Raw genomic sequence first — 11741 nt, 5'->3', positions numbered from 1 at the left:
CGGCTGGCCCGCATCCGGGGCGACAAGGCGCACCCGGCGTCGCAGGGGTACACCTGCAACAAGGCCCTGCGGCTGGATCACTACCAGAACAGCGGCGCTCGCCTCACGTCGCCGCTGCGCCGCCGCGCGGACGGCAGCTTCGAGGAGATCGATTGGGACACCGCGATCGTCGAGATCGCCGAGGGTTTCAAGCACATCCGGGACGCCTACGGCGGCGACAAGATCTTCTACTACGGCGGCGGCGGGCAGGGCAACCACCTCGGCGGGGCGTACAGCGGCGCCTTCCTCAAGGCCCTCGGGTCGCGCTATCGGTCGAACGCGTTGGCGCAGGAGAAGACCGGCGAGGCGTGGATCGACGGGCAGCTGTACGGCGGCCACACGCGCGGCGAATTCGAGCACGCCGAAGTGTCCGTCTTCGTCGGGAAGAACCCGTGGATGTCACAGAGCTTTCCCCGGGCCCGGGTGGTGCTCAACGAGATCGCCAAGGACCCGGCCCGGTCGATGATCGTCATCGATCCCGTCGTCACCGACACCGCCAAGATGTCCGACTTCCACCTGCGGGTGCGGCCCGGCACCGACGCGTGGTGCCTGGCCGCGCTGGCGGCCGTCCTGGTGCAGGAAAACCTTTGCAACGAAGCGTTTCTGGCCGAGCACGTGCGCGGCGCCGACGCCGTCCGCGCCGCGCTGCGCGAGGTGTCCGTGTCCGACTACGCACAGCGGTGCGGGGTCGACGAGGAGCTGTTGCGCGCGGCGGCCCGCCGCATCGGCGCGGCGGCCAGCGTCTCGGTGTTCGAGGACCTCGGGGTGCAGCAGGCGCCCAACAGCACGCTCTGCTCCTACCTCAACAAGCTGCTGTGGATATTCACCGGCAACTTCGCGAAAAAGGGTGGCCAGCATCTGCATTCGGCATTCGGACCGCTGTTCGGCCAGTTCTCCGGCCGCACGCCGGTGACCGGCGCCCCGATCATCGCCGGGCTGGTGCCCAGCAACGTCGTGCCCGAGGAGATCCTCACCGACCACCCGGACCGATTCCGGGCCATGATCGTGGAGAGCAGCAACCCCGCCCACTCGCTGGCCAACTCGGCGGCCTGCCGGGAGGCCTTCCAAGCGCTCGAACTGATGGTCGTCATCGACGTCGCGATGACCGAGACCGCCCGACTCGCACACTACGTGCTGCCCGCGGCCTCCCAGTTCGAGAAGCCCGAGGCCACCTTCTTCAACCTGGAGTTCCCGCACAACGCTTTTCAGCTGCGCCGGCCGCTGCTCGAGCCCCTGCCCGGAACGCTGCCCGAACCCGAGATCTGGGCCCGGTTGGTGCGGGCGCTGGGCGTGGTGGACGACGCGGACCTGCGGCCGCTGGCCGAGGCCGCCCAGCGCGGCCGGCGGGCCTACACCGAGGCGTTCCTCACCGCGACCGCGAACCCGACGGTCGCGAAGCTGCTGCCCTATGTCCTCTACGAGACGCTCGGGCCCACGCTGCCCGACGGCCTGCGCGGCGCGGCCGCCCTGTGGGGGCTCGCCCAGAAGGCCGCGCTGACCTATCCCGACGCGGTGCGCCGCGCCGGCCACGCCGACGGCAACGCGCTGTTCGACGCGATCCTCGACACCCCGTCCGGGGTGACGTTCACCGTCCACAACTACGAGGACGATTTCGCGTTGATCAGCCACGCCGATCACAAGATCGCGCTGGAAATCCCGGAAATGCTCACCGATTTGGCGGCCCTGGCCCAGGCGCCACCGCGGCTCACCACACCGGAGTTCCCGATCGTGCTGTCGGTGGGCGAGCGCCGCGCCTACACCGCCAACGACATCTTCCGCGACCCCTCCTGGCGCAAACGCGACGCCGACGGGGCGCTGCGAGTCAGCGTCGAGGACGCCCAAACCCTCGGGCTCGCCGACGGATGTCGCGCCCGCATCAGCACCGCGGCCGGCAGCGCCGAGGCCACCGTCGAGATCACCGAGACCATGCTGGCCGGGCATGCGGCCCTGCCCAACGGTTTTGGGCTCGACTACGTCGACGGCGACGGGCAGACCGTGACACCGGGCGTCGCCCCGAACGCGCTCACCTCGACGGAATGGCGCGATCCCTACGCGGGCACGCCGTGGCACAAGCACGTGCCCGCCCGGATCGAAGCGGTCGGCGTGCCCGTCAGTTCCAGATCCTGACCCGCCGCTGCGGCTCCAGGAACAGCGCGTCGTCCTCGGCGACGTCGAACGCCTCGTAGAAGGCGTCCATGTTGCGGATGACGCCGTTGCAGCGGAACTCCGGCGGTGAGTGCGGATCGGTGGCCAACCGCCGGATCGCTTCCGCCGGGCGGGATTTGGTGCGCCACACCTGCGCCCAGCCGTAGAACACCCGCTGCACGCCGGTGAGGCCGTCGATGACGGGTGCGTCCTGGCCGTCCAGCGACAGCTGATAGGCCAGCAGGGCGATCGACAACCCGCCCAGGTCACCGATGTTCTCCCCGACGGTGAACGCGCCGTTGACGTGGTGACCGGCGTCCAACCCGCGCGGCGTGTACGCCTCGTACTGCTCGATCAGGGCCTTGGTGCGGGCGCCGAATTCGGCGCGATCGGCGTCGGTCCACCAATCCACCAGGTTGCCGTCGCCGTCGTACTTGGCGCCCTGGTCGTCGAAGCCATGCCCGATCTCGTGCCCGATCACCGAGCCGATCCCGCCGTAGTTGGCGGCGTCGTCGGCCTCGGGGTCGAAGAACGGCGGCTGCAAAATGGCTGCGGGAAAGACGATTTCGTTCATCCCCGGGTTGTAGTAGGCGTTGACCGTCTGCGGGGTCATGAACCACTCGTCCTTGTCGACCGGACCGCCCAGCTTGGCCAGTTCGCGGTCGTGGTTGACCGCATAGCCGCGCCGAAAGTTGCCGTACAGGTCGTCGCGGTCGATCACCAGCGCGGAGTAGTCCCGCCACTTCGCCGGGTAGCCGACCTTGGCGACGAACTTGTCCAGCTTGGCCAGCGCCCGCTCCCGGGTCTGCGGCGTCATCCAATCCAGCTCGTTGATGGACAGCCGATAGGCCGCCTTGAGGTTGTCCACCAGCGCGTCTATGCGCGCCTTGGCCCCGGGCGGGAAATACCGCTCCACATAGATCTTTCCGACGGAATCGCCCATCAGGTTCTCCACCAGTGACACGGCCCGCTTCCAGCGTTCCCGGATCTGCTCGGCGCCGGTGAGCAGCCGGCCATAGAAGTCGAAGTCCGCGGCGACCAGCTCGTCGGTCAGCCAGGACGCCCGCGCGCGGATCAACCGCCAACGCGCCCAACGCTTCCAGTCCTCCAGGTCGCCGGTCGCCCACAGGTCGGCGAATGCGGTGAGGTAATCCGGTTGCCGCACAATGACTTCCGCGAACGCCTCCGGTGTGCCGCCGAGCGCGGTCGCCCAGCCGACCCAGTCGAAGCCCTTGCCCTCGGCCTGCAGGTCCGCGAAGGTCCGCAGGTTGTAGGAGAGCTCTGCGTCGCGTCGCTTGACCACGTCCCAGTGCGCGGCGGCCAGCTTGGTTTCCAGCGCCACGATTCGGGCCGCCGTCTCGGCGTGCGTTTCCGCGGCGCCGCCGTACACCAGGGCGAACATCCGGGCGATGTGCCCCGGGTAGGCCGCGAGTACCTCGGCGTGCCGCTCTTCGCGGAAATAGGACTCGTCGGGCAGCCCGATGCCGGACTGGGTGACGTGCACGAGGTACCGGGCGGAATTCTTGGCGTCGGTGTCGATGTACATCGCGAGGCCGCCGCCCACCCCGGTGCGCTGCAGCGCGCCCACCGCCGCCGCCAACGCGTCCGCGTCCGCGGCGTCGTCGATCGTGGCCAGCTCGTCGAGCAGGGGTTGCAGGCCGCGCCGCTCGATGGCCGCCTCGTCGAGGAAGCTGGCGTACAGGTCGCCGATGCGTTGTTGGTCGGTGCCCGCGGCGGCGCCGGTCTCGCTGGCCTCGACGATCAGATCGCGCACCTGCTCCTCGGCACGGTCGAACAGGTGCCGGAACGCGCCGTCGGTCGCACGGTCCGCCGGTATGTCGTATTCGGCCAGCCAGCGGCCGTTGACGTGTCCGAACAGGTCGTCTTGGGGGCGGGTGTCGGCGTCGACGTGGCTCAGGTCGATGCCCGAGCGGATGGCCTCTACAGTCACCCCGCCATCCTTCCATCTTTGTCGGGTGCGACGATCGGGCCATGTCCGACGGCCAGCGAACCGAGCCAACCAACGAGCAAGTCGCGGAGGCGGAGGACGCCGACGCCGAGGAATTCCGTGACGACGACGCCGCAGGCGGCCCGATGTTCTCCGCGTACGGCATCGCGTCGGCCGTCCTCGGTGTGCTGTCGGTGGCGGCGATCGTGTTCGGGTTCTTCCTGTGGTCGGGGCACCGCGACGACACGGGCGAACGCCGCTACCTGTCCCGCGTCATGCAGACCGCCGCCGAGTGGACCGGGGTGCTGATCAACATGAACAGCGGCAACGTCGACGGCAGCCTGCAACGGCTGCACGACGGCACGGTCGGCGAACTCAATACCGACTTCGACGCCGCCATGCAGCCCTACCGGCAGGTGGTGGAGAAGCTGCAGTCCAAGAGCGCCGGGCGAATCGACGCGGTGGCCGTCGAGACCGTGCACCGTGACCTGGACACCCAGCCCGGTACGTCCCGGCCGGTGGTGACCACCAAGCTGCCGCCGTTCGCCAGCCGGTTGGACGCGGTGATGCTGGTCGCGACCTCCGTCAGCGAGAACGCCGGCGCCAAACCGCAGACGGTGCACTGGAATCTGCGCCTCGACGTGGTCAACGTCGACGGCAAGCTGATGATCTCGGGGCTGGAATCGATCCGATGAGAAACCTCCTGCGCCTGCTCGCGTTCGACATCCTGGCGCCGCTGGCCGCGGTGGCGGCGTTGCTGGCGATCGGGCTGGTCCTGGGCTGGCCGCTGTGGTGGGTCTCGGCGTGCTCGGTGCTCGTGCTGCTGATCGTCGAGGGCGTCTTGGTCAATTTCTGGCTGCTGCGGCGGGATTCGGTCAGCGTCGGCACCGACGACGACGCGCCGGGGCTGCGGTTGGCCGTCGTCTTCCTGTGCACGGCCGCACTGGTGGCCGCGGTGGTCACCGGTTACACGCACTGGACGCGGTCGGACCGCGTCTTCAAGGACGACTCCCGCGACGTGGTCCGGGTCGCCACCGGGATGGCGGAGGCGATGGCGTCGTTCACCCCGGGCGCCCCGGACAGCTCCATCGACCGGGCGACGGCGCTGATCGTCCCCGAGCACGCAGCCGCCTTCAAGGAGCAGTACACGAAGTCCAGCTCCGAACTGGCCCAGCACAATGTGACCGCGCAGGCCGCCACGCTGGCGGCCGGGGTCGAGGCGCTGGGGCCGTCGGCGGCCAGCGTCGCGGTGATCCTGCGGGTCACCCAGAACGCGCCGGGCCAACAGCCCAGCCAGTCGGCGCCCGCGCTGCGCGTGGCGCTGACCAAGCACGGCGACGCCTGGCTGGTGTCGGACGTGCTGCCGATCAGGTGATCAGTTGGAGTCTGCCGAGCGCGTCGACTTCACCTTGACGAACCGGTCCGAGAGCCGGCGCATCCGGATCATCAGGGCGGCCGACGGGCTGGTGCTGCCGTCCAGGTAGGCGGCGAGCTCCGCGGCGGTCACGCCGATGCGCGAGGCGAATTCCTGCTGCGCCAGGCCGGAGCGGTCGATGAGCAGTCCGACGTGGCGGGCCACCTCGGCGCGTTCGTTGGCTTCCAGGTGGGTGCGGGCGCGTTCGAGCACCTCCCACAGCGCCTTGGAGATGCCGTAGGGCCGGGTGCCTTCGAGCACCTCTTCGACCTGGCGGGCGGTGCGGCCGTACGGGTCGCGCTTCAACGCCGCGGCGATCCGCTTCCAGGTGGCGATGTCGCCGCCCTGCAGCGCAGCGCGGATGGCGGAGGTGGGCCAGAACTCCACCGGCTGGTCGGGGTCCGGGGCGGGCGCGGCGTCACGCCTGCGCGGCTCGGTCGCCGGCCGGTGGGGCGGTGCGGGGCGTCGGTCAGGTGCCAACGTCACCTCGCCTCCTCCAGCATCGCGACGGCCACCGAGAGGCAGCGCTGCCTGATCTCCTCCCAGTCCGAGCGGGCGTCGGTCTCCGACCCCTGCTCGTCGTTGAAATCACAGGGATCCGGATCAGCGAGTCGACGGACCAACTGGGTGGCGATCCATTGCCGCCTGGGCGACTGACAACAGTAGTACCTGTCCATGCCGGCCAGCACCACAGCGGCGGTCTCGGGCTCCAACGTTTCAACCATATCGGCAAAGTCGGCGTAATCGCGTTGGCTGTTACGGCTCATGATGAGGTAGCCCTTGAGGCGCAGCGTCTCGGCGCCGGTCGGGACCAGCAGCCGGTCGCCGGTGGGCAGCTGCACGTGGGTGGTTTCGACCGGGCAGCGGCGCTCGTAGACGGCCCGGTCGGCGGCCTCGGTCTCGCTCTCCAGCGCGTCGATGGCGACGGAGAGCCGCCCCCGCCACAGGGTGACCGGGTGGACGGGCCGGTCCGCCCCGACGATCGCCTTGGCGATGCCGTTGCGCGAGGTCAGCCCGCCGACCAGTTTCTTGGTCCCCGAGGAGCCGTTGGTGTGGCCGTTGCTGCCGTTCTTCCGGTCGGCAGCGCCGGCCGCGACACCCGCCCTCTCGTCGTCGATGTCGACCTGGTGGGGGATCTGACCGGGGTCCCGGCCGCGCTCGGTGTCGGCTCCCTCCGGCTGGGCGCCCGGCCTTTCCTTGCCGTTGCGTCCGCAACCGGTGAAGGCCAGCGGGTCGGTCACGCAGATGGCGTCGGGCGCCAGGTGCTTGAGCTTGGCCGCCGACTTGAGCACCATCCGCAGGTCGGCGTTCGGCGCCGTCAGCGCCGAGATGTCGTCGGGGATGACCACCACGTCGCCCAGATCGACCTCCGGCAGGGGCCGGTCGAAGTCGACCGACGGCAGCACCCGGGACAGCCACGGCGGGATCCACCAGTTCCACTGGGCGAACATGGCCATCAGCGCCGGCACCAGCACGAGCCGCACCACCGTGGCGTCCACCGCGATCGCCACCGCGCAGGCGACGCCGATCTCGGCGACCAGCGGCATGCCGGCGAACGCGAAGCCGATGAAGACCGCGATCATGATCAGGGCCGCGCTGGTGATGGTGCGGGCGCTGGTGCTCACGCCGTACGCCACCGCGTCGCGGGTGTTCCCGGAGTGCAGGAAGCGTTCGCGGATGCGGGTCAGCAGGAAGATCTCGTAGTCCATCGACAGCCCGAAGGTCATCGCGAGGACCAGCGGGGGGACCGTGCTGTCGATCGAGCTGATCTGGGCGAAGCCGAGGTCCTTCAGCCAGCCCCACTGGAACACCATCACCAGGCTGCCGTACGCCGCGGCGACCGACAGCAGGGTCATCAGCACGCCCTTGAGCGCCAGGAACACCGAGTGGACCGACACGAGCAGCATCACGAACGCGATCAGCGCGACGATGGCCAGCACCAACGGCTCGGTCTTGGACACCTGGTCGTCGAAGTCCTTGATCAGCGCGGTCGGGCCGCCGACATCCACGCGGGCGGTTCCCCGGTCGGGCACCTTGGGCAGCTGCGCGCGCATCCAGCCGACGGTCTCGCGGGCGCGCATGTCCTCGGGGTCGACCGTCAACACCGCGGAGAGCAGGGCGCTGCCGTTGTCCTCGGCGAATTGCGGCGGCGCGACGGACACGATGTTGGGCGCCTGCGTCATGCGCTGCCGGATTGCGGCGATGGTCTGTCCGTGCTCGGGTGAGGCGGCACCGCCGTCGGGGAAGGTGATCAGCACCCGGATCGGGCCGAGCGCGCCGGGGCCGAGCGCCTCGGCCGCCGCGCCCACGCCGGCGCGGATCTCGTGCGAGGAGTCGAACTGGCGCAGCAGGCTGTTGCCGAGCACCATCGACGACGCCGGCGCGGCCATGACGAGCAGGACCAGCGACGCCCCCAGCGCCGACATCCACGGCCGCCGCATGACCCAGCCGATCCAGCGGTTCCAGAACCGCGATTGGCCGCCCTCCGGTCCGCGCGACCAATGCAGGAACGCCGACCGCTTGGCGGCCGACCGGCCGAAGGTCGCCAGCGCCGCCGGGGTGAGCGTGGTCGACGTCAACATCGCGACCGCGACGGCCAGGATCGCTCCGGTCGCCATCGACTTCAGCGCCGGCGTGTTGATCACGTAGATACCGGTGAGCGAGGCGACGACCGTCATCCCGGACAGCACCACGGCCAGCCCGGAGGTCGCCATCGCCGCGTCGACCGCCTCCTTCGGCTCGCGGCCGGAGCGCAGCTCCTCGCGGAAGCGCATCAGGATGAACAGCGAATAGTCGACGGCGAGCGCGATCCCGAACATCGACACCGTCGAGGTCACGAACACCGACATGGTCGTGTAGGCCGACAGCAGGTAGACCAGGCCCATGGTGACCACGACCGTGCAGATGCCGAGGGCCAGGGGGATCGCCGCGGCGGCGAGCGAACCGAAGACGGCGAGCAGGACGATCAGGATCACCGGCAGGTTCCAGCGCTCCGCGGCGGCGATGTCGTGCTTGGTGTTCTGCGCCGCGGCGGCCGACAACGCACCCTGCCCGATCACGTACAGGCGCACCCGGCCGTCCGCGGTCTGGCCGGCCTGATCGCCCTTGACCCCGACCTTGGTGCGCAACCGCTTGGCGACGTCGCTGGTGTTGCGGGAATCCAGCCGCAGCGACAACACGTACGGCCGGTCGGGTTGCGGCGGCCGCTGGGTGGGGTTGGGCACCTCCGAGACGCCGGGCACCTCGGCGGCGGTGCGCCTCAGCAGCGCGACGGCGTCGTTGATGTCGGCGTAGCTGGCGTCCGGGCGGGGCGCCGCGACCAGGGCGAGCGAGGACGACCCCTGGTCGTGGTACAGCTCCTCGAGCTGGTCGTGGACGAGCAGCGACTGCGAACCGGCCACCTCGAAGCCGCCGCCGGTCAGGTTCCCCGACTGCGTCAAGGCCAGATAGACCGCCGGAACCAACGCCAGCAACCAGCCCGTGAAGACCAACCAGCGGTACTTACGCAGGCTGCGGCTGAGGCGCATCATTAACTGCTGGATTTCTTCACTCCCCGTGTTTCGCTTAACGCGTGCTGGCGAGAATACCGCAGCGGCCTGTGGATGATGTCAGCTTTCTGGTTCCTGAGCTGCAACGACGGGCTTGTTGCCAAGACGCTGCCAAGTCGTTGTGAACCGGTTACCGGCGGGATTTTCCTCACACGGGTGCACGCGCGCTGGCAGGGCGCACGCCGGCGATGGCAGGATGTCGGGTGGCCGGCGGGGCCCCGGGGAACTCCGCGATTCGACGAGGCCGTCCACAGCAGCCGTTTGCGGGCGTCGGTGCTGCGCGTGACGCCGCAAATCGTAAGGAGTTTCGATGACCAGAGGCACCGCGACCGGGCCCCGCAAGATGCGCCGCAAGATCGTGGCCGGGCTGATCGCCACCACCGTGCCGTGCGCCGCCCTGGCCGTCCTGGCTGGGCCACCGGCGACGGGCGCCAGCGACCCCTGCTCGGCCAGTGAGGTCGCCCGCACGATCGGTTCGGTCTCCAAGTCGATGGGCGACTACCTGGACTCGCACCCGGAGACGAACCAGACGATGACCTCCATGCTGCAGCAGCAGGCGGGACCCCAGTCGATGACCGGCCTGAAGTCCTACTTCGAGGCCAACCCGAAGGTCGCCGGCGACATGACGTCCATCGCCCAGCCGTTGACCAACCTGTCGCTGCAGTGCAAGCTGCCGATCTCGCCCACCCAGGCGATGGGCATGATGCAGCAGGCGCAGGGCGCGGCCGGTGGGCTGCCCGCGCTGCCTGGCAACGCGGCGGGCGCGCTGCCGCTGGGCGGCAACCCGGCGGCCACCGGGCCGGTCCCGCCGGCGGCGGCCAATCCGTTGTCGGGGCCGCCGCGCGGCAACACCGCCGGCTAGCTCCCGGTTTCAGGGCTCCGGTCGGGCGGTAGCGGGCCCTGCAGGGCGGTCTCGGTCGGATCGTCGGCGGCCGGGTCCTGCGGCGCTCCGGGCGCGGGTTTCGGCGTCGCCTCCTCGTCGTCCGGCACCGCGACGTTCTCGGTCCGGAACACGAAGAAGAACACCACCCAGCCGATGGCGGAGATGAGCAACCAGCTGATCAGCCGGTAGATCAGCATGGCCGAGATGGCGTTGGGCAGCGACATGCCGCTGGACACCAGACCCGGCACCAGCACCGCCTCAACGACCAGGAGGCCGCCGGGCATCAGCGGGATGGTGCCGACGGCCCGCGCGGCGGCGTAGGCCACCGTCAGCCCGGCGACCGAGGCGTGATCGCCTGCGGCGTAGGCCGCGAACCCGAGACAGGCCACGTCGGCGACCCAGTTGAACATCGACCAGCCGAACGCCACCCCCATGTCGCGCCGGCCCAGGCTCACCGACTCCAGCTGCGCCAGCGTCTCGCGCCACTTGGCCAGGCCGGTGTCCGCGGGCCTGCCGCGAACGGAGTTGACCCACGACAACACCCGGCAGCCGATCCCGTCGATCAGCTCCGGCCGCGACGCGACGGCCTGGGCGAGCAGCAGCAACGCCACGAAGCCGCCGAGGGTGAACAGCAACGAGAACGGGTTGTTCTTCGCGCCGAGGAAGAAGGCCCCGCCCAGCCCAAGCAGCGCCAGCCCGACGGCCTGCAGGACGCCCGCCATCACCAGCTGCCACGACGCCACCACTGTCGAGGCGCCCCAAATCCGTTGCTGCCGAAGCAAAAACGTCGCCGACAACACCGGGCCCCCGGGCAGCGTGGTGCTCAGCGAGTTGGCGGCGTAGACGGCGGCCTCCGACCGCAACTGTTTGACGTGCACGCCGGCCGAGCGCAGCAGCGTGCGCTGGATCTGCGCGAAGCTGTGCATCGACGCGGCCGACGCCACCACCGACGCCAACAGCCACCACCAGTTCGCCTCGTACAGGCTCATCCAGGCCTTGGCCAGCTGATGCCAGCCCAGCGCGACCTCCACGGCAAGCACGACCGCGACGATCCCGAGGATCAGCCAGCGCACCCACCAGTACTTCCCGCGCGGGGCCTCTTCGCGCGGGAAGTCGAGATTGCGGGCGGGTGCGTCGTGCGGCACGTGATTTAGGGTAACGGTGCAGGTGGCGCGGGCATCGCCGCGCGGCGCCGACCGTGTCGCCGTCGTAACCGGATCGTGCCGACGCGGCCGCGCGCCGGCGCCGCGCGCACGTTTGGCGGTGCCCCGCGCCGGATAGGCTCACCCCATGCCGGCAAACACCGACGACGCTTCGGTCGAACCCATCGTCCGCAAGACCGCAGCCTGGGCCTGGCGTTTGCTGGTCATCCTCCTCGCGCTGGTCGCGCTGCTGTGGGTGGTGAAGAAGCTCGAGGTGATCGTCGTCCCGGTCCTGGTGGCGCTGCTGCTCAGCGCGCTGTTGCTGCCGGTCGTCGACTGGCTCGACCGCCGCGGCCTGCCCCGCGGCGGCGCGGTGGCCCTGGTGTTGCTCGGCGGCTTCTCCATCCTGGGCGGCATCCTGGCGTTCGTCGTCAACCAATTCGTCGACGGTCTGCCGGGCCTGACCGACCAGGTCACCCGCAGCATCGAGTCAACCCGGCGGTGGCTGATCCACGGGCCGGCGCACCTGCGCCGCGAACAAATCGACAACGCCGGCAACGCCGCGATCGAGGCCCTGCGCAACAATCAGACGAAGCTGGAAAGCGGCGCCCTGTCCACCGCG

9 protein-coding genes are annotated in these 11741 nt (G+C 70.0%); 5 read left to right on the top strand and 4 right to left on the bottom strand.

The window, feature by feature from the left end; all coding sequences use genetic code 11:
• The coding region (locus A5701_RS15215) for a molybdopterin-dependent oxidoreductase (RefSeq protein ID WP_067754985.1) at positions 1-2166 on the top strand (2166 nt) is incomplete at its 5' end.
• On the opposite strand, the gene A5701_RS15210 is transcribed toward A5701_RS15215, so the two are convergent.
• On the bottom strand, positions 2150-4135 hold the full coding sequence (locus A5701_RS15210; RefSeq protein ID WP_067754982.1) for a M13 family metallopeptidase: 1986 nt from the start codon (positions 4133-4135) through the stop codon (positions 2150-2152). The genes A5701_RS15215 and A5701_RS15210 overlap by 17 nt on opposite strands.
• Positions 4136-4176: 41 nt before the next feature.
• Between A5701_RS15210 and A5701_RS15205 the strand changes: the two genes are divergently transcribed.
• Together A5701_RS15205 and A5701_RS15200 are read left to right on the top strand one after the other, a co-directional pair.
• The gene (locus A5701_RS15205) at positions 4177-4827 is read left to right on the top strand and encodes a hypothetical protein (protein WP_067754979.1); all 651 of its coding nucleotides are present in this window, start codon (positions 4177-4179) and stop codon (positions 4825-4827) included.
• A complete protein-coding gene (locus A5701_RS15200) occupies positions 4824-5507 on the top strand; it encodes a hypothetical protein (protein WP_067754977.1) in 684 nt (227 codons plus the stop codon). The genes A5701_RS15205 and A5701_RS15200 overlap by 4 nt, the downstream gene beginning before the upstream one ends.
• On the opposite strand, the gene A5701_RS15195 is transcribed toward A5701_RS15200, so the two are convergent.
• Positions 5508-6032 (bottom strand): helix-turn-helix transcriptional regulator, encoded by a 525-nt coding sequence (locus tag A5701_RS15195; RefSeq protein ID WP_067754974.1) that lies wholly within the window; start codon positions 6030-6032, stop codon positions 5508-5510.
• Positions 6029-9076 carry an efflux RND transporter permease subunit gene (locus tag A5701_RS15190; protein ID WP_067754971.1) on the bottom strand — a complete coding sequence of 1016 codons (3048 nt, stop codon included), beginning with the start codon at positions 9074-9076 and terminating at the stop codon, positions 6029-6031. Before A5701_RS15190 ends, A5701_RS15195 begins: the two co-directional genes overlap by 4 nt.
• 328 nt (positions 9077-9404) lie before the next feature.
• On the opposite strand from A5701_RS15190, the gene A5701_RS15185 reads away from it, so the two are divergent.
• Positions 9405-9956 (top strand): hemophore, encoded by a 552-nt coding sequence (locus tag A5701_RS15185; protein WP_067754968.1) that lies wholly within the window; start codon positions 9405-9407, stop codon positions 9954-9956.
• Here A5701_RS15185 and A5701_RS15180 read toward each other — a convergent pair.
• Entirely contained in the window at positions 9953-11122 is a 1170-nt protein-coding gene (locus A5701_RS15180) for a TIGR00374 family protein (protein WP_067754965.1), read from the bottom strand. The two genes, A5701_RS15185 and A5701_RS15180, sit on opposite strands and share 4 nt — an antisense overlap.
• A 145-nt stretch (positions 11123-11267) precedes the next feature.
• Between A5701_RS15180 and A5701_RS15175 the strand changes: the two genes are divergently transcribed.
• On the top strand, positions 11268-11741 hold a 474-nt coding region (locus A5701_RS15175), incomplete at its 3' end, for an AI-2E family transporter (RefSeq protein WP_156670103.1).

The organism is Mycobacterium sp. E3305 (genome assembly GCF_001666785.1).
Classification (GTDB): Bacteria; Actinomycetota; Actinomycetes; order Mycobacteriales; family Mycobacteriaceae; genus Mycobacterium.
Note: the sequence above shows the minus strand (reverse complement) of the source record. Positions and strands in the feature narration are given on the sequence as shown.

Coding starts and splice junctions, on each gene's coding strand:
- A5701_RS15205 (WP_067754979.1), top strand. CDS start 4,177: ATGTCCGACGGCCAGCGAACCGAGCCAACCAACGAGCAAGTCGCGGAG.
- A5701_RS15200 (WP_067754977.1), top strand. CDS start 4,824: ATGAGAAACCTCCTGCGCCTGCTCGCGTTCGACATCCTGGCGCCGCTG.
- A5701_RS15190 (WP_067754971.1), bottom strand. CDS start 9,076: ATGATGCGCCTCAGCCGCAGCCTGCGTAAGTACCGCTGGTTGGTCTTC.
- A5701_RS15185 (WP_067754968.1), top strand. CDS start 9,405: ATGACCAGAGGCACCGCGACCGGGCCCCGCAAGATGCGCCGCAAGATC.